15 protein-coding genes and 1 pseudogene are annotated in these 19,470 nt (G+C 73.6%); 5 read left to right on the forward strand and 11 right to left on the reverse strand.

Features of this window, described 5'->3' with window-relative positions:
• The 4 genes from RM555_RS14060 (at position 1) to RM555_RS14075 (ending at position 9,518) form a co-directional block, all read left to right on the forward strand.
• Positions 1 to 888, forward strand: coding sequence for a carbohydrate ABC transporter permease (locus RM555_RS14060; protein ID WP_311412147.1), 888 nt, complete (start codon positions 1 to 3; stop codon positions 886 to 888).
• Positions 889 to 1,026: 138 nt separating this feature from the next.
• Positions 1,027 to 2,610: a glycoside hydrolase family 13 protein gene (locus RM555_RS14065; RefSeq protein ID WP_311412148.1), complete on the forward strand. Its 1,584-nt coding sequence runs from the start codon at positions 1,027 to 1,029 to the stop codon at positions 2,608 to 2,610.
• 149 nt (positions 2,611 to 2,759) lie between these two features.
• Positions 2,760 to 5,648: a galactose-binding domain-containing protein gene (locus tag RM555_RS14070; protein ID WP_311412149.1), complete on the forward strand. Its 2,889-nt coding sequence runs from the start codon at positions 2,760 to 2,762 to the stop codon at positions 5,646 to 5,648.
• Positions 5,649 to 5,825: 177 nt separating this feature from the next.
• The gene (locus RM555_RS14075) at positions 5,826 to 9,518 is read left to right on the forward strand and encodes a discoidin domain-containing protein (RefSeq protein ID WP_311412150.1); all 3,693 of its coding nucleotides are present in this window, start codon (positions 5,826 to 5,828) and stop codon (positions 9,516 to 9,518) included.
• Between the two features lie 60 nt (positions 9,519 to 9,578).
• Here RM555_RS14075 and RM555_RS14080 read toward each other — a convergent pair whose 3' ends face one another.
• Together RM555_RS14080 and RM555_RS14085 are read right to left on the reverse strand one after the other, a co-directional pair.
• On the reverse strand, positions 9,579 to 10,322 hold the full coding sequence (locus RM555_RS14080; protein ID WP_311412151.1) for a crotonase/enoyl-CoA hydratase family protein: 744 nt from the start codon (positions 10,320 to 10,322) through the stop codon (positions 9,579 to 9,581).
• Positions 10,323 to 10,362: 40 nt separating this feature from the next.
• The gene (locus RM555_RS14085) at positions 10,363 to 11,283 is read right to left on the reverse strand and encodes an EamA family transporter (RefSeq protein WP_311412152.1); all 921 of its coding nucleotides are present in this window, start codon (positions 11,281 to 11,283) and stop codon (positions 10,363 to 10,365) included.
• Between the two features lie 167 nt (positions 11,284 to 11,450).
• Between RM555_RS14085 and RM555_RS14090 the strand changes: the two genes are divergently transcribed.
• Positions 11,451 to 12,302: a Rieske 2Fe-2S domain-containing protein gene (locus RM555_RS14090; protein WP_311412153.1), complete on the forward strand. Its 852-nt coding sequence runs from the start codon at positions 11,451 to 11,453 to the stop codon at positions 12,300 to 12,302.
• Positions 12,303 to 12,333: 31 nt separating this feature from the next.
• Here RM555_RS14090 and RM555_RS14095 read toward each other — a convergent pair whose 3' ends face one another.
• From RM555_RS14095 to RM555_RS14135, 9 genes and pseudogenes are all read right to left on the reverse strand, one after another.
• Positions 12,334 to 13,638 carry a LysM peptidoglycan-binding domain-containing protein gene (locus RM555_RS14095; RefSeq protein WP_311412154.1) on the reverse strand — a complete coding sequence of 435 codons (1,305 nt, stop codon included), beginning with the start codon at positions 13,636 to 13,638 and terminating at the stop codon, positions 12,334 to 12,336.
• Positions 13,639 to 13,653: 15 nt separating this feature from the next.
• On the reverse strand, positions 13,654 to 14,085 hold the full coding sequence (locus RM555_RS14100; RefSeq protein WP_311412155.1) for a pilus assembly protein TadG-related protein: 432 nt from the start codon (positions 14,083 to 14,085) through the stop codon (positions 13,654 to 13,656).
• A complete protein-coding gene (locus RM555_RS14105) occupies positions 14,082 to 14,561 on the reverse strand; it encodes a TadE/TadG family type IV pilus assembly protein (protein WP_311412156.1) in 480 nt (159 codons plus the stop codon). Before RM555_RS14105 ends, RM555_RS14100 begins: the two co-directional genes overlap by 4 nt.
• Positions 14,546 to 15,010, reverse strand: coding sequence for a TadE/TadG family type IV pilus assembly protein (locus tag RM555_RS14110; protein WP_396888770.1), 465 nt, complete (start codon positions 15,008 to 15,010; stop codon positions 14,546 to 14,548). The genes RM555_RS14105 and RM555_RS14110 overlap by 16 nt, the downstream gene beginning before the upstream one ends.
• Positions 15,011 to 15,019: 9 nt before the next feature.
• Positions 15,020 to 15,229 carry a hypothetical protein gene (locus RM555_RS14115; protein WP_151456965.1) on the reverse strand — a complete coding sequence of 70 codons (210 nt, stop codon included), beginning with the start codon at positions 15,227 to 15,229 and terminating at the stop codon, positions 15,020 to 15,022.
• Between the two features lie 26 nt (positions 15,230 to 15,255).
• The gene (locus tag RM555_RS14120; protein WP_311412157.1) at positions 15,256 to 16,137 is read right to left on the reverse strand and encodes a type II secretion system F family protein; all 882 of its coding nucleotides are present in this window, start codon (positions 16,135 to 16,137) and stop codon (positions 15,256 to 15,258) included.
• A 108-nt stretch (positions 16,138 to 16,245) separates the two neighbouring features.
• Positions 16,246 to 17,191, reverse strand: a pseudogene (locus RM555_RS14125) (type II secretion system F family protein).
• Positions 17,152 to 18,678, reverse strand: coding sequence for a CpaF family protein (locus RM555_RS14130; RefSeq protein WP_311412159.1), 1,527 nt, complete (start codon positions 18,676 to 18,678; stop codon positions 17,152 to 17,154). The pseudogene RM555_RS14125 and the gene RM555_RS14130 overlap by 40 nt, the downstream one beginning before the upstream one ends.
• Positions 18,668 to 19,468, reverse strand: coding sequence for a ParA family protein (locus RM555_RS14135; protein ID WP_311412160.1), 801 nt, complete (start codon positions 19,466 to 19,468; stop codon positions 18,668 to 18,670). Before RM555_RS14135 ends, RM555_RS14130 begins: the two co-directional genes overlap by 11 nt.
• Between the last annotated feature and the right edge of the window lie 2 nt (positions 19,469 to 19,470).

Consider the following 19,470-nt stretch of genomic DNA (forward strand, 5'->3'; position numbering starts at 1 on the left):
ATGGCACAGGACTCCGGGACCCGGACACTCGTCTCGCCCGCCCAGCTCAGGCGGGGACGCGGCAGGGTGATCTACTGGGCGCTGCTCGCCGTCGTCGTGACGGGCTTCACGCTGGTCTTTCTCGGGCCCCTCTACTGGATGGTCACCGGCGCGCTCAAGTCCGGCCAGGAGATCGCGCAGACCCCGCCGTCGCTGTTCCCGCAGGATCCCCAGTGGCAGAACTACGTCGACGCGTGGCACAACCTCGACCTCGCCAAGCTGCTGTTCAACACCTTCTACTACGCGGCCGGCGCGGTCCTGTTCCAGCTCGTCTTCGACACCGCCGCGGCGTACTCCCTGTCGAAGCTCCGGCCGGTCTTCGGCAACGTGATCCTCGGCCTGATGCTGGCGACGCTGATGATCCCCGCGATGGTCCTCATCGTCCCGCAGTACGTGACCGTGATCGACCTGCCGATCCTGCACGTCAACCTGCTCGACTCGCCGTTCGCGATCTGGCTGCCCCTGGTCGCGAACGCGTTCAACATCTTCCTCCTGAAGCGGTTCTTCGACTCGATCCCGGAGGAGCTGATGGCGGCGGCCCTCATGGACGGGGCGACCCCGCTGCGCACGCTCTGGTCGATCGTCCTGCCGATGTCCCGCCCCATCCTCGGCGTGGTCTCGATCTTCGCCGTGACCGCGGTCTGGAAGGACTTCCTCTGGCCGAAGCTGGTCATGCCGTCGCCCGAGACCCGGACGGTCAGCGTCGGCATCTACGCCTTCTCGGGCGGTACGCCCATGAACGTGGTGGTCGCCGCCTCGGTCATCGCCGCGATCCCGACCGTCATCGTCTTCCTGATCTTCCAGCGGAACATCATGTCCGGCCTCACCACGGGCAGCCTCAAGGGATAGCCCTCGGCGCAACCTTCCGCGGCGAACAACGACTGTTTGCCCGGGACACATCAAGGTCCGGCGAACCCGCCGACGCACTGACGCAGAAAGCAGGTGCTCGTGTCCAGAGCAGACAAAGGTCCGTGGTGGCGTGGAGCGGTGATCTACCAGGTGTACCCGCGTAGCTTCGCCGACGGCGACGGCGACGGCATCGGCGACATCGCCGGCATCCGGTCGCGGCTGGACTACCTGTCCGCGCTCGGCGTCGACGCGATCTGGTTCAGCCCCTGGTACCCCTCCCCGATGGCCGACGCCGGTTACGACGTGGCCGACCACCGCGACATCGACCCGGTCTTCGGCACCCTGGCCGAGGCGGAGGCGCTGATCGCGGAGGCACACGCGCTCGGCATCAGGAGCATCGTCGACGTGGTGCCGAACCACTGCTCCGACGCGCATCCCTGGTTCCAGGCGGCGCTCGCCGGCGGCCCGGACGCCCCCGAGCGGGAGCTGTTCTGGTTCCGCCCCGGCCGGGGCCCGAACGGCGACCAGCGGCCCACCGACTGGGTCGGCGAGTTCGGCGGCGAGACCTGGACCCGGACCACCAACCCGGACGGCACCCCCGGCGACTGGTACCTGCACCTGTTCGCCCCGGAGCAGCCGGACTTCAACTGGGACCACCCCAGGGTGCGCGCCGAGTTCGAGGACATCCTCCGGTTCTGGTTCGACCGCGGGGTGGACGGCATCCGGATCGACTCGGCCGGCCTGCTGGTCAAGGACGGGACGCTGCCCGAGACGCTGCCGGGCCGGCCGCACCCGTTCCGCGACCTCGACGGGGTGCACGAGATCTACCGCGACTGGCGGCGGATCGCCGACGAGTACCCCGGCGACCGGGCACTGATCGGTGAGGTGTGGATGCCGGACCGGCAGCGGTTCGCCAACTACCTGCGCCCGGACGAGCTGCACACGGCGTTCAACTTCGACTTCCTCGGCTGTGCCTGGGACGCCTCGGCGCTGCGCGAGAGCATCGACGGGACGCTGAGCGTGCACGCGCTGGTCGGCGCCCCGGCCACCTGGGTGCTCTCCAACCACGACGTCACCCGGCACGTCACCCGCTACGGCCGGGCGGACACCACGTTCAGCTTCGCCGCCAAACGCGAGGGAACCCCCACCGACCTGGAACTGGGCACCCGCCGGGCCCGGGCCGCCGCGCTGCTGTCGCTGTCGCTGCCCGGCGCCGCCTACGTCTACCAGGGCGAGGAACTGGGCCTCTGGGAGGTCGAGGACATCCCGCGGGAGCTGCGGCAGGACCCCATGCACTTCCGCTCCGGCGGGGTCGACCCCGGCCGGGACGGCTGCCGCGTACCGATCCCCTGGTCCGGCGAGACGCCGCCGTTCGGCTTCAGCCCCGACGACGCGACGGCGGCGCCCTGGCTGCCCCAACCGGCCGACTGGAAGGACCGCACCGCCCGCGCCCAGGGCGGCGACGTCCACTCGATGCTGGAGCTGTACCGGGCCGCCCTCGCCGTCCGGCGCGCCGAGGCGGCCCTCGGCGACGGGGAGCTGAGCTGGCTGCCCGCCCCCGAGGGGGTGCTCGCGTTCCGGCGGGAACCCGGCTTCGCCTGTCTGGTCAACCTCTCGGACACGGCGGTGCCGCTGCCGCCCCACGCCGAGCGGCTGCTGGCCAGCGGCCCGCTCGACGACGACCGGTTGCCGCCGGACACCGCCGTCTGGCTACGGGTGTAAGGAAGGGCCCCTTCCTATCGCGTTCTGTATAGGAAGGGGCCCTTCCTTACACCCGCAGGCCTCGCGCCGGCCGAGGCCGACAGGGAGGTACGCGCACCGCACCGCACGACACGGGGGACCTGGCCACCTGAGGAAAGGAAGCGCCGCTCATGGCCGACCACACCACCCCGCACCACCAGCGAAGACACCGAATCCGCGCGGGACTCGCCGCCCTCGCGGCAACCGCCCTCGCGGCGGCCTCGATCTCCGTCGTCGCGCTGACCACCACCGCGACCCCGGCCCGCGCCGCGGGACTCTCGCCGTTCGACATCCCGGGGCGGGGCGCCACCGTCCCGTTCGTCGAGCAGGAGGCGGAGGAGGTCGCGCACACCGGCACGAGGATCGGCCCGGACCGCCGCTACGGCACGCTGCCGTCCGAGGCGTCCGGCCGGGAGGCGGTCACCCTCGACGCCGTCGGCGAGTACGTCGAGTTCACCCTGACCGCGCCCGCCAACGCGGTGACCTTCCGCTACAGCCTGCCGGACAACGCCGCCGGCACCGGCCGGGACGCCAGCATCGACCTGCGGGCCAACGGCACCCTGGTCAAGGCGGTGCCGGTCACCTCGCGGTACGGCTGGTACTACGGCGGATACCCGTTCAACAACAACCCGGGCGACACCAACCCGCACCACTTCTACGACGAGACCCGGGCCATGTTCGGGACCACGTACCCGGCCGGCACGAAGATCCGCCTCCAGGTCTCCTCGACCGCCCAGTCGCCGACCTTCACCATCGACCTGGCCGACTTCGAGCTGGTGGGTGCCCCGATCGCCAAGCCGGCCGGCGTGCTCGACGTGGTCACCGACTTCGGCGCCGACCCGACCGGGGCGACCGACTCCACCGCCAAGTTCCAGGCGGCGGTGGACGCCGGCAGGGCCCAGGGCCGGGCCGTCTGGATCCCGACCGGCACGTTCACCCTCTGGGACCACGTCGTCGTGGACGGGGTGACCCTGCGCGGGTCGGGGCCGTGGTACTCGGTGCTCGGCGGGCGGCACCCGACCGACCGCAAGCGGGCCGCCGGCATCTACGGCAAGTACGTCCCCGGCGGCGGCTACAGCGGCGAGATCCGGCCGCACGAGGCCGGCGGTCCCAGCCGCAACGTCACGCTGCGCGACTTCGCCATCATCGGCGACATCCGCGAGCGGGTGGACGAGGACCAGGTCAACGCCATCGGCGGGGCGATGTCGAACTCGGTCGTCGACAACGTCTGGATGCAGCACACCAAGGTCGGGGCCTGGATGGACGGCCCGATGGACAACTTCACCATCCGCAACAGCCGGATCCTCGACCAGACCGCCGACGGGGTGAACTTCCACTGGGGCGTCACCAACTCCACGGTGACCAACACGTTCGTACGCAACACGGGTGACGACGCCCTCGCCATGTGGGCGCAGAGCGTGCCGAACGTGAACAACTCCTTCACCCGCAACACGATCGGCGTGACGATCCTCGCCAACCACCTGGTGACCTACGGCGGGCGGGACATCAAGATCACCGACAACGTCACCGCCGACTCGGTCACCAACGGCGGCGGCATCCACGTCGCCAACCGCTACCCGGGCGTGACCGGCCCGACCGCCGTCTCCGGGACGATCACCGTCGCCCGGAACACGCTGATCCGCAACGGCAACTCGGACTACAACTGGCAGTTCGGCGTCGGCGCCATCTGGTTCTCCGCGCTCAACGAGCCCATCCAGGGCGCGGCGGTCAACGTCACCGACACCGACATCCTGGACAGCTCGTACGCGGCGCTGCACTGGATCGAGGGGCAGTCGAGCGGGATCAGCTTCAACAACGTACGGATCGACGGCGCGGGCACGTACGCCCTCCAGGTGCAGGCGCCCAGCCAGGTGTCCTTCACGAACGTGCGGGCCACCGGGATCGCCCAGGCCAACCCGATGCACAACTGCGTCGGCAGCGGCTTCCAGATCACCCAGGGCACCGGCAACTCCGGCTGGTACACGTCGACGCCGTACTGCGGGCCGTGGCCCGAGCCGCAGTGGGGTGGCGGCCCCACCAGCCCGCCCCCGACGACGCCCCCGACGACGCCGCCGACCACCGCGCCCCCGACCACCCCGCCGCCCACCACGCCCCCGCCGACCACCCCGCCCCCGACCGGCGGCAACCTGGCGCAGGGGCGGCCGGTGACCGCGACGAGCACCAACCAGAACTACGTCGCGACGAACGCGGTGGACGGCAACGCGGCCAGCTACTGGGAGAGCGCGAACAACGCGTTCCCGCAGTCGCTGACCGTCGACCTGGGCGCGGCGCGCACCGTCGACCGGGTGGTGCTGAAGCTGCCCGCCGGCTGGGAGCGCCGGACCCAGATGCTGTCGGTGCTCGGCTCGACCGACGGCTCCTCGTGGGCCACCCTCGCCGGGTCGGCCGGGCGCACGTTCGACCCGGCCGGCGGCAACACGGTGTCGATCAGCGTGCCGGCCGGCGAGCGCCGGTTCGTCCGGCTGGCCGTCACCGGCAACACGGGCTGGCCGGCGGCGCAGCTCTCCGAGTTCGAGGTGTACGGCGGCGGTCCCACCACCCCGCCCCCGACGACCCCGCCGCCGACCACCCCGCCGCCGACCGGGAACCTGGCGCTCGGTCGACCGGCCGCGGCGACCAGCCACGCCGACGTGTACGTGGCGGCCAACGCGGTCGACGGCAACCCGAACACCTACTGGGAGAGCGCCAACAACGCGTTCCCGCAGTCGCTGACGGTGGACCTGGGCGCCAACCGGACGGTGTCCCGGGTGGTGCTGAAGCTCCCGCCGTCCTCGGCGTGGCAGACCCGTACCCAGACGCTGTCGGTGCTCGGCTCCACCAACGGCTCGTCGTTCACCACCCTGAAGGCGTCCGCCGGCCACACCTTCGACCCGGCCACCGGCAACACGGTCACCGTGACCTTCGCGGCGACCAGCCAGCGGTACCTGCGGCTGACGTTCACCGGCAACAGCAGCTGGCCCGCCGGCCAGCTCAGCGAGTTCGAGGCCCACTCCAGCTAGCCCGATGGCCCCCGCCCGTCCCGGCGGGGGCCGTCCCGGTCCGGGCGGCCCGGCGCAGCGCCGCCCCGACATCGCCCCGCACCGTCCCCCACCTGTCGCGGCACGACGGGCGTACCCCTGCGCCCGTCCCCGGGCAACGCACCCGCACCCCCACCCCCGAAAGAGGTGTAGCGACCCATGTCCAGAAACGGCACCAGACCCGGGACCGCGCCGGCCGGCGCGCCCCGTCCCGTCCCCCGGTCGGCCCGCCCGGCCAACCGGCGGCTGCTCGCCGGCGTACTCGCCGGGCTGCTCCTCACCGCCGTCCCGGCCGTCACCCCGGCGGCCGCCGCGCCACCGGCGGACCCGGCGGCGACCGCCGCCCGCGCGGCCCTGCTCGCCGGGCTCTCCGCCACCATGAGCGCCAGCAGCCACAACCAGAACTACGTGGCGAGCAACGCCAACGACGGCAACGCCGACACCTACTGGGAGAGCGCCAACAACGCGTTCCCGCAGTGGATCCAGGCGGACCTCGGCGCCACCGTCAGCGTCGACCGGGTGGTGCTCAAGTTGCCGCCGTCGTCGGCGTGGCAGACCCGTACCCAGACGCTGTCGGTGCTCGGCTCCACCAACGGCTCGTCGTTCACCACCCTGAAGGCGTCCGGCGGCCACACCTTCAACCCGGCCACCGGCAACACCGTCACCGTCAGCTTCACCGCGACCAGCACCCGGTACGTGCGGGTGCAGGTCACCGGCAACACCGGCTGGCCGGCCGCCCAACTCTCCGAGGTCGAGGTCTACGGCGCCGCCGGGAACCCCGACACCCAGGCGCCCAGCGTCCCGGGCAACCTCGCGTACACCCAGCCCGCCAGCGGGCAGATCCGGCTCACCTGGTCCGCGTCCACGGACAACGTCGGGGTCACCGGCTACGACGTGTACGCCAACGGCGCGCTGCGCGGCAGCGTCAACGGCTCCACGCTGACGTACACCGACAGCCAGCCGGACAGCGCCACGGTCTCGTACCAGGTCCGGGCCAGGGACGCGGCCGGCAACCAGTCGGCGAACAGCAACACCGTGACCCGGACCGGCACCGGCAATCCGCCCGTCGGCAGCAACCTGGCGGTCGGCAAGCCGATCACCGCCTCCGGGCACGTGCACACGTTCGTGGCGACCAACGCCAACGACAACAACGTGGCCACCTACTGGGAGGGCAACGGCAACCCGAGCACGCTGACCGTGCAGCTCGGCGCCAACGCCAGCCTCAGCCAGGTCGTGCTGAAGCTGAACCCCGACTCCGCCTGGGGGGCGCGTACGCAGAACATCACCGTGCTCGGCCGGGACCAGGGCTCCTCGACCTTCACCACCCTGGTCGGCGCGGCGAACTACGGCTTCAGCCCGGCCAGCGGCAACACGGTGACCATCCCGGTCTCCGGCGCGGCGGCCGACGTGCGGCTCTCGATCGCCTCGAACACGGGCGCCCCGGCCGGGCAGGTCGCCGAGTTCCAGGTCATCGGCACCCCCGCGCCGAACCCGGACCTGACCGTGACCGGCATGTCGTTCAGCCCGTCCGCGCCCGTGGAGACGAGCACCGTCACGCTCTCGGCCACCGTCCGCAACGCCGGCTCGGCGGCCTCCGGCGCCACCAACGTCAACTTCTACCTCGGCACCAACCGGGTGGGCACCGCGCCGGTCGGCGGCCTGGCGGCCGGCGCCTCGGCCACGGTCACCGCCAACATCGGCAACCGGGACGCGGGCAGCTACCCGCTGAGCGCGAAGGTCGACGAGTCGAACACCGTCGTCGAGCAGGACGACACGAACAACAGCTACACCAACCCGAGCCCGCTGGTGGTCAGCCCGGTCGCCAGCTCCGACCTGGTCGCCGCCGCGGTCGCCTGGTCGCCGGGCACCCCGGCGGCCGGCAACACGGTCACCTTCTCGGTGTCGATCCGCAACGCCGGCAGCGTGGCCTCCGCGTCGGGCGCGCACGGCATCACGCTCACCGTGCTCAACGAGGCGGGCACGGTCGTGCGTACGCTGACCGGCTCGTACTCCGGGGTGATCAACGCCGGGGCCACCGTCGGCCCGGTCAACCTGGGCACCTGGACGGCCGCGAACGGCAAGTACACCGTCCGGGTGGTGCTCGCCGCCGACGGCAACGAGCTGCCGGTCAAGCAGGGCAACAACACCAGCGACCGGGCGCTCTTCGTGGGGCGCGGCGCCAACATGCCGTACGACATGTACGAGGCCGAGGACGGCGTGGTCGGCGGCGGCGCCAGCGTCGTCGGGCCGAACCGGACCGTCGGCGACCTCGCCGGTGAGGCGTCCGGCCGGCGGGCGGTGACCCTCAACTCGACCGGCAGCTACGTCGAGTGGACCACCCGGGCCAGCACCAACACCCTGGTCACCCGCTTCTCCATCCCGGACGCGCCGGGCGGCGGCGGGATCAACTCGACGCTGAACGTCTACGTCAACGGCACGTTCCACAAGGCCATCGACCTGACGTCCCGGTACGCCTGGCTCTACGGCAACGAGGCCAGCCCGGGCAACTCGCCGAGCGCGGGCGGACCGCGGCACATCTACGACGAGGCCAACGTCATGCTCAACTCCACGGTGCCGGCGGGCAGCAGGATCCGCCTCCAGAAGGACCCGGCCAACACCACCACGTACGCGATCGACTTCATCAACACCGAGCAGGTGGCGCCGATCGCGAACCCGGACCCGGCGCGCTACGCCACGCCGACCGGCTTCACGCACTCCGACGTGCAGAACGCCCTGGACCGGGTGCGGATGGACACCACCGGCAACCTGGTCGGGGTGTACCTGCCGGCGGGCAGCTACTCCACGGCGTCGAAGTTCCAGGTGTACGGCAAGGCGGTCAAGGTGACCGGCGCCGGCCCCTGGTACACCCGGTTCAACGCCCCGTCCGGCCAGGACAACACCGACATCGGCTTCCGGGCCGAGAACTCGGCGGCCGGATCGTCCTTCGCGAACTTCGCCTACTTCGGCAACTACACCTCGCGGATCGACGGGCCGGGCAAGGTGTTCGACTTCTCCAACGTGTCGAACATCGTGATCGACAACATCTGGAACGAGCACATGGTGTGCCTCTACTGGGGCGCGAACACCGACCACATGACGATCAAGAACTCCCGGATCCGGAACATGTTCGCCGACGGCATCAACATGACCAACGGGAGCACCAACAACCTGGTCAGCAACAACGACGCCCGGGCCACCGGTGACGACAGCTTCGCGCTGTTCTCGGCGATCGACGCGGGCGGCGCGGACATGAAGGACAACGTCTACGAGAACCTGACCTCGACCCTGACCTGGCGGGCCGCCGGCGTGGCCGTCTACGGCGGGTACGGCAACACGTTCCGCAACATCTACATCGCGGACACGCTGGTCTACTCCGGCATCACCATCAGCTCGCTCGACTTCGGCTACCCGATGAACGGCTTCGGCGCCAGCCCGCCCACGCGGTTCGAGAACATCTCGATCGTGCGGGCCGGCGGGCACTTCTGGGGCGCGCAGACCTTCCCGGCGATCTGGGTCTTCTCCGCCTCGAAGGTGTTCCAGGGCATCCGGGTCAGCGACGTCGACATCGTCGACCCGACCTACAGCGGCATCATGTTCCAGACCAACTACGTCGGTGGGCAGCCGCAGTTCCCGATCACCGACACGGTCTTCACCAACGTCTCCATCAGCGGCGCCCGCAAGAGCGGTGACGCCTACGACGCGAAGTCGGGCTTCGGCATCTGGGCCAACCCGATGCCGGAGACGGGGCAGGGGCCGGCCGTCGGGTCGGTCACCTTCAACAACCTGCGGCTGAGCAACAACGCGGTGGACATCCAGAACCCCACCTCGACGTTCACCATCAACCGCAACTGACCCACCCGGGTGTAAGGAAGGGCCCCTTCCTAACGCTATGCGTTAGGAAGGGGCCCTTCCTTACCTCTCGCCGGCGGCGAAGCGGGCCGCACCGGCCGCCGCGTCGGCGGCCAGCGACTCCATCCCGTACGCCAGCTCCACCTCCAGCGCCGCCGGCTCCGGCAGGGCGGCCCCGGCGAGCACGGCGGCCCGGTCGTTGCGCAGGCAGGTCTGCGGGTGCCGGGCGATCTCGGCCGCCAGCCGCTCGGCCGCCGCCCGGGACTCACCCGGGGCGACCAGCCGGTTGACCAGCCCTATCGCGTACGCCTCCTCGGCCGGCACCGGCCGCCCCGTGAGGATCAGGTCCATCGCCCGGCTCTCGCCGATCAGCCGGGGCAGCCGGACCGTGCCCCCGTCGATCAGCGGCACCCCCCAGCGGCGGCAGAACACCCCGAGCACCGCGTCGGACTCGGCGACCCGCAGGTCGCACCAGAGCGCCAGCTCCAGCCCGCCGGCCACCGCGTGACCGGAGATCGCGGCGATCACCGGCTTGCTGAGCGTCATCCGGGTCGGACCCATCGGGCCGTCCCCCTGCGCCTCGACCCGGTTGCCGCTCGGTGTGCCGATGGCCTTCAGGTCGGCCCCGGCGCAGAACGTGCCGCCGGCACCCCAGAGCACGGCCACGGAGGCGTCGGGGTCGGCCTCGAAGGCGCGGAACGCGTCGGCCAGCGCCCGTGCCGTCGGCCCGTCGACCGCGTTGCGGGCCGCCGGACGGTCCAGGATCACCGTGGTCACCGCCGCGGCGCGTTCGACGCGTACGCCCATGCCGACAGCATGCCCCCGGCGGTGCCGGCGGCGCCAGGCGTCAGTGCGGGGCGGACGACCGGTCCGGGCGGACCAGGGTGGCGCCCAGCGCGGCGCCGACCACGCAGGCCACCCCCGCCGCCTGCGGCCAGGCCAGCAGCTCGCCGAGCAGGACCAGCCCGACCAGCGCCCCGATCGCCGGCTCCAGGCTGAGCAGGACCGCGAAGACCCGGGCCGGCATCCGGCGCAGCGCCGCCATCTCCGCCGAGTACGGCAGCACCGACGACAGCAGCGCCACCGCCGCGCCCAGCGCGAGGGTCCACGGGTCGAGCAGCGCCGTACCGCTGCCGGCGACCCCGAACGGCAGCACGGCCAGCGCGGCGACGGCCATCCCTAGCGCGAGGCCCCGGCTGCCCGGCACCCGGGCGCTGACCGCCTTGCCGAGCAGCACGTAGCCGGCCCAGCCGACCGCGACGGCCACGCAGCACAGCAGCCCCAGCCGGTCCACCCCCGTTCCGCCGAGCCCGCTGATCAGCAGCACGCCGCCGCCGGCCAGCGCCGCCCACGCCACGTCGGCGAGCCGGCGGCTGCCGGCGAGCGACACCAGCAGCGGCCCGGCGAAGCCGATGGTGACCGCGACGCCCAGCGGTACCCGGTGCAGGGCCGCGTAGAAGGCGAGGTTCATGACCGCCAGGGCCAGCCCGAACGCCCCGACCAGACCGGCGGTACGCCAGCCCAGGCGCAGCCCCGGCCGGACCAGGACCAGCAGGATGAGCGCGGCGAAGCCGAGCCGCAGCGTGGTGGTGCCGCCGGCGCTGGTGCTGCCGAAGAGCTGCTTGGCGACGGCCGCCCCGACCTGGGTGGAGAGCATGCCCAGCAGCATCAGCAGCGGGGGCGGCACGGCCCGGGGTTGCCCCAGCGCGACGCTCAGTCGGGTCGCCGGTCGACCGGCCGGCAGCGGGCGGGAGGAGAGTGCGTACACCCGGACCACAGTGGTCGTGGACGGTGCGGCCCGCGACCGGATTTCCACGCCCGCCGACCTCGGTGGGGGCGTCCCGTTACGGGTCGGTGGGGGGCGCGACCACGTACCGCTGCGGATCCGTCACCGCCGACCGGTTTGCGGGGGCTCCTGCCGGGAAGTCGGTACGGGTGCGAGCACTCTTGATGAAGATCGAGCAGGCATCCGGCCTGGACCGGGTCGGCGACCGGTTGCAGCGCGTCGTCCAGGCCACCCTCCGACCGCAGCGGGTACGTGATCTGCTGCACGGCGTCTGGCTGGGCCATCCGCTGCACCCGGCGATGGTGCAGGTGCCGGTGGGCGCGTGGATCAGCACGGCGGTGCTGGACCTGATGCCGGGGCAGCGCCGGGCCGCCGCCACGCTGTGCGCGGTGGGCACCGTCAGCGCCCTCCCGGCCGCGGTCGCCGGCCTCAACGACTGGGCGGCACTGGCGCGCGACCAGCGCCGGGTCGGCCTGGTGCACGCCGCGTCCAACAGCGTCGGCCTGGCGTTCTACGCCGGCTCGGTGGCCGCCCGGATGACCGGCCGGCACAACCTCGGCCGTACGCTCGGCTTCCTCGGGCTCGGCGCGGCCAGCATGGGGGCGTACCTCGGCGGGCACCTGGCGTACAAACAGGGCGCGCAGGTCAACCAGAGCATCTCCGAGCTGCACCGGATGAGCGACGGCTGGCACTCGATCGCGGACATGGCTGCCCTGCCGGAGCGCAGGCTGATCACCCGGGAGGTCGACGACGTCTCGGTGATCCTCTACCGGCACGGCGACGAGGTCACCGTGATGCTGGAGCGCTGCCCGCACCAGAGCGGCCCGCTGGGCGAGGGCGAGGTACGCGAGATCGACGGGCACGACTGCGTGGTCTGCCCGTGGCACGGCAGCGCGTTCCGCCTCAACGGCGGCGAGGTCGTGCACGGCCCCTCCGGAAACGACCAGCAGATCCTGCCGACCCGCGTCGTCGACGGCGTCCTGGAGACCCGCCTGCCCTGACCGGCGCCCGGCGGCCTCCCGGCCCCGGGAGTCAGGGGCGGCGGTGGCGGCCGATCGCCGTGTCGTGGGGCGAACCCGCACGGGTCCGGCCGTGGCCGGTCGGAACGTCGTCGTGGGTACCGGTCTCCGTGCCCCGGTCGACTCCGGTCGCGCCGCCGCGTGGGGTGGTGCGGATGTCCCGGTGACCCGTGCCGCGCCTGGCCGTGGTGGTGCCGCGCGCGGTGCTGCCCCGGCGGGCGGCGGCCGTGCTCCGGGCCGCGCCTGCCGGTACGTGGGCCGGGCGGCGGCGCAGGCCCAGGACCGCGCCGATCTGCGCGCCGACGATGCTCGCCACCGCCAGGACGGCGGAGACCGCGAGGGGCCGGTTCACCCGGTCGGGCTCGCCGGCGCGGGCGGCGCCCACCGTCACCGTCGGGGCCTGACCGGCGTCCCTCTCCGCCGGGGGCGGCACCGGGGCCTCGGCAGCCGGCGGGGGCGGCGTGGCCCGCTCGGGAGCGATCTTCCCGGGCGCCGGCTGCGGGGCCGGCCGGGCGGGCGCGGGCGGGGTCGGGCGGGCGACGAGGCGGCCGTTGGCGTGCCGGCGGGCACCCCGGTCGTCGGCGTCCCCGGGCAGCCTCAGCAGCTGGCCGGGGTGGATCCGGTCGGGGTCGCCGAGCCGGTTCAGCTCGGCCAACTCCCGGTAGTCGCCGAACTCGTCCAGGTAGCGCTGGGCGACGGCGCCCAGGTGGTCGCCCCGGGCCACCCGGTAGACCGCCGCACCGTCGTCCGGGTCGCCCGAGGCGGACGAGGTCACCGGAGCGGACGAGGTCACCGGAGCGGACGAGGCGACCGGGGTGGACCAGGTGTGCGCGGCCGGACCCGGCCAGGTGGCCTCCGCAACCGCCGCCCGCGCGGTCGCGGGCGGTGCCGCCGGCAGGGCGTACGGGCCGGCGACCGTCGCCGCCGCGCTCGCCGCCGGGCTGGCCGCGAGGATCAGCGCGACCGAACCGACCAGCGCGGCGGCGGCCCGTTGCTGGCGGCTCATCCCCGGCAGCCGGGGCGCCGGCCGGCGCAGCGCCTGGGCGCAGAGCTCGACCAGGACGGAGAAGGCGAACGTGGCCCAGCCGAACCAGCCGGCCAGCGCCAGCGCCCGCAGGAAGAGCCGCCCGTCGTCGCGGCTGGTCAGCGTCGCACCGATCTCCGCGACGCTGGGCAGGTGGTCGGGCAGCGGGTTGCCGGCGAGGGCGAGCAGCGCCACCGGCGCGCCGACCAGCACCGCGCAGAGCACGACGAGCGCGCCGAATCCGGTCAGGATGCGTCCGGTCCGCCGTACGACGGAACGCCCCGATGCGGCCATGGCTGCCTTCCCTTCCTACGGTGCCCCGGTGAGCGGCCGCGCGGTCGCCTCACCGGAGACGGTGACGGTCTCGTCGAAGCCGAGCAGGCCGAGCATGGATCGGTGGTGCGTGACGGTGACGCGTACCCGGACCCGGGTCTCCCCGTCGACGACCGGGAAGCTGACGGTGTGGCCGGCGGCGCCGGCGGCGGCGAGGTAACCGGCGACGGCCCGGCGGGCCTGGGGGCGGTCGATCCGGGTCGGCCCGCCCTCGATGGCGGCCGCCCGGTCGATGGCCTGGCCGCCGGCGCGGGCGGCCTCGGCCGCGAGGTTGTCGGCCCGCTGCAACGTGCGCAGCTGACCCGCGCCGTCGAAGGCCAGGCCGATGACGGAGAGGACGCCGACCATCGCCACCGCGAGGAAGATGCTGACCCGGCCCTCGTCGTGCCGGCCGGCCACGGCGGTCATCCCCGGCTCCGGTAGCGGTCCAGCGGCGACGTGAAGTTCGCCGACACGCGCTTGCCGGCGGGCATCCCCGGCAGGACGGAGAGGTGCAGGTCCCCGTAGGAGACGGTGCAGGCGACCCGGACGGTGACCGAGGCGTCCTGCCCGGCCGGGCTGCGGAACGCCGCGTCGAAGTTGGTGGGGGCGCCGCGTACCGCCCCGCTGAACGTCACCTCGGGAGCGCCGGCGCAGTTCAGCCCGCGCCAGTCGAGCTGCCGGCGGGCCGCGTCCCGGGCCTCGGCGCGGGCGGTGCGGGCGTCCCGGGAGATCGAGGCGGCGCGGGCGGCGTCGTGGGCGGCGGCGTCGATCGCCTCGGCCGCCACGGCGGTACGCCCGGCGACGCCGGCCAGCACGATCAGCGCGATGAACGCCGGGGCGAGCACCGCCACCTCGATCGAGACCGAGCCCCGCTCGGCGGTACGGCTCACGGCACTGTCCACCGTTCCACGGTCCCGTGCGCGGTCTGGTGCACCGGGAAGGTGACCCCGGGTACGACCGACAGGGACCGCCCGCGCACCGTGCAGGTCACCTCGGTCGCGGTGGTCTCGCAGCTCGGCGCGGGATCCTTCCAGCCGACCAGCCAGCCGCCCGAGGCTTTCAGGAACCGGACGGCCCGCGCCTCACCGGCCCCGGGCGGCGCCTGGTGCAGCCGCTGCGCGTTGACCGCGCTCTGCGCGGCGTTGAGCGCGGTGGAGCGGGCGACGAACCAGGCCGCTGCCTGGATCGAGGCGAAGAGCAGCAGCAGGACCACCGGCATCACCACCGCCAACTCGACCGGGTTGGCCCCCCGGTCGACCCCGCCGGCCACGAGCCGCCGGGCGGCAGCCGCGACGGGGCGCCGGGCGGCGGTGGCCGCCCGGCGCCCCGGGACGGAGTCTGTCCGGCGCACGGCCCGGTGTTACTTCGGGTCCGGAGCCTGGTGGGTGGGGATGTTGGTCATCCAGTCGTTGGCGGCACCGAGGGCGGCGGCGGTGACCGCCATCGCGACGGCGACCAGACCGAAGATGATCACTGCGGTCGGTACGGGGCTGTCGCCCCGCTCGCCGTCCTCGCGCAGCTCGGCCAGGCGTGTCGACACGACGACGTGCAGTCGGGTGATGACGGACATGACGTGCTCCTTCTCTCGGGGGCGGATCACAGGCGGGCGATGAACGGATAGACGGCGAAGCCGAGCAGGACGAAGACGAGCAGCGCCCCGGGGATGTCGAGCCGGCTGGTCACCCCCTCGGCCCGGGCCAGGTTGTCGGTGCGGATCTGGTCGCGCAGCGAGTCGGCGCGGCTGCGCAGGGTCTCGTGCACCTGCGCGCCCTCGCTGCCGGAGGAGCGCATGATCGCCCCGACGTCGCCCAGTTCCGGGATGCCGATGCGCTCGGCGAGGTCGCGAAGCTCGTCCCACGGCGAGTGCATCTGCATCTGCGCGATCCGCAGCGACTCGGAGATGCGGTCGAAGACCCAGCCGTCGCAGACCGCCGCCGCCCGCTCCAGCGACTGCACCGGCCCGTGCGCGGCGGCGAGTTGCAGGGCGACCAGGTCGAGGTAGGTGCAGACCGCCTGGCGGAACTCGTCGCGCGCCTTGTCCGCCCGGTCCAGCACCGACCGGTGCGCGATCAGGGCGCAGAGCAGCGCCAGCCCGAGGCTGCCGAGGACGGGTACGACCACCGGCAGCCGGATGCCGACGGCGAACAGGGTGACGCCGAGCAGCGTCGGCGCGGCGAGCCCGATCAGCGCGGAGAGCAGCATCGACAGGGCGTACTGCTCGGGCGTCCGGTCGATCAGGGCGAGCTGCCGGTGTGGTGGCCGCAGCCAGCGGGACAGCCCGGTGAGCCACTCCAGCCGCCGGTCGGCGGGCGTGGCGAGCTGCCCGGCGCCCGCCGGTTGGTGCAGCCGGCGCAGCGCGGGCCCGAGCGCGGGGGTCGCCGGCACCAGCTCGCGGACCACCAGGAAGGCGCCCAGCCCGACCGCCGCCCCACCGCACACGGCGACGGCGAGCTGCCAGTTGAGGACGACGCCGCTCACGGGGCTTGCCTTTCGTTCGCGACTGCGGGGCTCGCAAGCTCACTCCTCGCGCTCACGGGGCCCGCCTTTCGTTCGCGACTGCGGGGCTCGCAAGCTCACTCCTCGCGCTCACGGGGCCACCTCCTCCGGATCCGGGGACGGCAGGAAGCGGGCCGGCCGGCGGGGCTGGCTCATCGACCGCACCCAGGCCAGCAGGCCGACGAAGGCCGCGCCGAGCGTCGCCATCACGAGCTGCCCGAAGGGCGTGCCGTACGGGCTGACGTACTCGGTGTTGAGCAGCCCGTACGCGACAGTGGCCAGGGTCATCCCGGTGAGGAAGCGGACCGCGAACCGGGGCTGGGTGCGCTTCGCCTCGATCTCCCGGCGGGTGGCCACCTCGGCCGCCGCCGCCCCGGCGATCGAGCCGAGCACGTCGCCGAGGCGTTCGCCCCGGTCGGTCACGTGCAGGATCAGCGCCGCCACCACCTGGTCGCAGACCGGATCGCCGATCTCGTCGGCGAAGGCGAGCAGCGCGGAGCGGGCCAGCCAACCGGCCTGGAGGCGGGCGGCGAGCAGCCGTACCTCCTCCTGGATCTCCTCGGGCGCGGTGGCGACCGTCCCGATGATCGTCTGCTGGAGTCCCTGGCCGGTGGCGGAGACGTCCTTGAGTCGGCGGGTCCACTCGCCGACCGCCTCGATGCGGGCGATGGCCCGCTGCTCGGCCTTGCCGACGGAGAACAGCCACGGGGTGCCCGGGACGGCCACCGCGACCAGCAGGCCGACGACCGGCAGGCCGGTGACCAGGAAGGCCAGCGCACCCGCGACCAGGGCGGCGACCAGCAGCGCCTGGTGGGCCCGCTGCTCGCGCGGGGTGGCGCCCGGGCCCTTCCAGAGCCGGTCGAGCCCACGGCCGGCGCCCGGGCCACCGGGCGGCCGGCGGGTGCCGACCAGCGCGACGACCGCCAGCAGCAGCCCGGCCACGCAGGCGGCACCGGAGGCCACCGCGACGAGTTCGACGTTGTCGAGCACCTCCGGTCACCGCCGCCCGAGCCGGGTCTGCCGGGGCCGCCGCCACGCGCCCGTGCCGGCCTCGATCCACCGGGTGAGCAGCCGGGCGTCGTAGCCGACCCGGAGGAGCTGGGCGCGCACCCGCTCGGGCAGGTGCCGGGGCACGGCCCGCCCGTCCGGCCCGGGCCCGAACACCTGGGTGGTGGTGATCCGGTTGCCGTCGCCGACGCCGATGACCTCCTCGACGTGCGAGACGAAGCGGTGCTTGCGCCCGCCGATCGCGGTCTCGTCCTCGACGGTGACGTAGACGATCAGGTCGAGCGCGTTGCCGGCCATCCGGCGGGCCTGGTCGACGGTCATCTCCCGGCCGTGCGCGAGCGCCAGCTCGATGATCCGCTCGCTGACCCCGGCGGGCGTACGGGCGTGGATGGTGCACATCGAGCCGCGGCTGGTCGTCATGGCCTGGAGCATCGGGACGATCTCCCGGGACCGGACCTCGCCGACGATGATCCGCAGCACGCCCATCCGCAGGGAGACCGGGATCAGGTCGGCGATGCTCACCTCGCCGGCCGGGCGGCCGTCCGCCCCGCGTTCGCCGTGCCCCTCCCGGGCCTCGAAGCTCATCACCGCCCGGTGCTTGAGCCGGCGGCGGGCCGGCAGCAGCTCGCGGCTCTCCTCCAGCAGCACGTACGGCTCGTCGGCCGGGATCTCGTCCATGAGCGCCCGGATCACGGTCGTTTTCCCGGCGCCCGCGAGGCCGGCCACCATGATGTTCAGCCCGGCGCGCATGGACGCGCGGAGGAAGTCGCGCACCAGCGGGTCGATCATCTCGTCCAGGTCGCCCCTGGCCCCGGCGAGGTCGTCGAGGCTCACGTCGAGGGTGTTGTGCTTGCGGATCACCGCGTACGGGCGGTGGCTGACCAGGAACACCGCCGCGAGCCGGCTGCCGTCGGGCAGTTGCAGGTCGAGCGTCGGCTTGGACGTCGACAGCGAGCGTTCGGTGGCCCCGGCCCGGCGGGCCGCCGCCTGGAGGATCTCCACCAGCTCGTCGTCGCTGTCGGCGATCGGCTCCACCCAGTCGACCCCGCCGCCGTGGCGGGTGACGCGCACCTGGTCGCAGCCGAGGATGTGCACCTCCTCGATGGTGTCGTCGACCAGCAGCGTCTGGAGGCGGCCGAGCCCGGCCAGTTCGGCGGTCACCTGGTCGAGCAGGAGCCGCTCCTCGCCGGCCGCCATCGGGGTGCCGGCCCGGCGCACCGCGTCCGCGTACTCGGCCACCACCGTCACCGCGAGCCGGGCGCGCTCGGTGTCCTCCTCGTCGACGGTGAACTCCCGGCCGCGCTGCCACAGGGCCAGCCGCTCGCTGAGTTCCCGGCGCAGCTCGCGGACCACCTGGAAGTCGACCCGGGGCCGGGGCGGCGGCTCGGGCCGCGGCGCGGTGACCGGCACCGGGAGGGGATGGTGGCGCCCGTTGGGCGGGGCCAGCGGCGGGGCGGTCGAGGTGGCGCCGGGGGGCTGCCGGCGCGGGTCGCCGGAGACCGGTTCAAACCGCATCCGGCACCCCCTGCGGCACGGGCCAGGTCAGCCGGGCGCGCCGGCGTTCCAGCAGCGCCCCGACCGGCACCTCCAGGGCCCCGGCCGCGCGCATCAGGGGCCGACCGGCCCGCACGGTGCCGCCCAGGCCGAGCACCTCGGCCGTACGCGGATCGTGCGGCATCCGGGCGATCACCGGCAGCCGCAGCGCCTTGCTGACCTCGCCGTTGCCGTGGCCGTCGCCGACCAGCAGCAGCCGCAGGGTGCCCGGCGGCACCCGGTGCTCGGCGAAGTCCCGCTCGATCGTCCTGGCCATGGCACGGGTGCCGGAGAGGTCGGGGAGCCGGGCGCCGCTGACCAGCAGCACCACCGAGGCGGCGCGCAGGATCGGCCACGGTGGACCGACGACGTGCAGCCGCCCGCAGTCCACCACCACGTCGTACGGCGGGTCGCCGGACTCCAGGCTGCCGAAGAAGTCGGCGAACCGCTGCCAGAGCGGGATGACGCTGCCGGCCTGGGCGGGATCGACGACGCCGGGCAGCAGCAGCCGCTCCCGCTTCGGCGCGTCCAGGTCGACCAGTTGCGACCAGAACGCCGACTCCAGGTTGCCGTCGCGCAACTCGCCGACCGCCAGCTCGCCGATGCCCCGGGGGCCGTCGAGCGCGCCGCCCAGGTAGCCGGCGAGAATCGACCCGCCGGCCGGGTCGCACTCGGCGAGCACCAGCCGCCGGTGCCAGGTCAGGGCGCAGGCCAGGGCGGCGGTGGTGACGCCCGGGGAGCCCTTCGCCGACACCAGCGCGATGATCGCCATCC

Origin of the sequence: Micromonospora reichwaldensis (assembly GCF_031845925.1) — a bacterium.
Classification (GTDB): Bacteria; Actinomycetota; Actinomycetes; order Mycobacteriales; family Micromonosporaceae; genus Micromonospora; species Micromonospora reichwaldensis.

Bases quoted from the DNA above. Each gene is read 5' to 3' on its own strand.
- RM555_RS14080 (WP_311412151.1), bottom strand. From the start codon at position 10,322: ATGGGCGTACGCGTCGAACGCGCCGCGGCGGTGACCACGGTGATCCTG.
- RM555_RS14100 (WP_311412155.1), bottom strand. From the start codon at position 14,085: ATGACCGCCGTGGCCGGCCGGCACGACGAGGGCCGGGTCAGCATCTTC.
- RM555_RS14115 (WP_151456965.1), bottom strand. From the start codon at position 15,229: ATGTCCGTCATCACCCGACTGCACGTCGTCGTGTCGACACGCCTGGCC.
- RM555_RS14135 (WP_311412160.1), bottom strand. From the start codon at position 19,468: ATGGCGATCATCGCGCTGGTGTCGGCGAAGGGCTCCCCGGGCGTCACC.
- RM555_RS14075 (WP_311412150.1), top strand. From the start codon at position 5,826: ATGTCCAGAAACGGCACCAGACCCGGGACCGCGCCGGCCGGCGCGCCC.
- RM555_RS14095 (WP_311412154.1), bottom strand. From the start codon at position 13,638: ATGGCCGCATCGGGGCGTTCCGTCGTACGGCGGACCGGACGCATCCTG.
- RM555_RS14130 (WP_311412159.1), bottom strand. From the start codon at position 18,678: ATGCGGTTTGAACCGGTCTCCGGCGACCCGCGCCGGCAGCCCCCCGGC.
- RM555_RS14060 (WP_311412147.1), top strand. From the start codon at position 1: ATGGCACAGGACTCCGGGACCCGGACACTCGTCTCGCCCGCCCAGCTC.
- RM555_RS14070 (WP_311412149.1), top strand. From the start codon at position 2,760: ATGGCCGACCACACCACCCCGCACCACCAGCGAAGACACCGAATCCGC.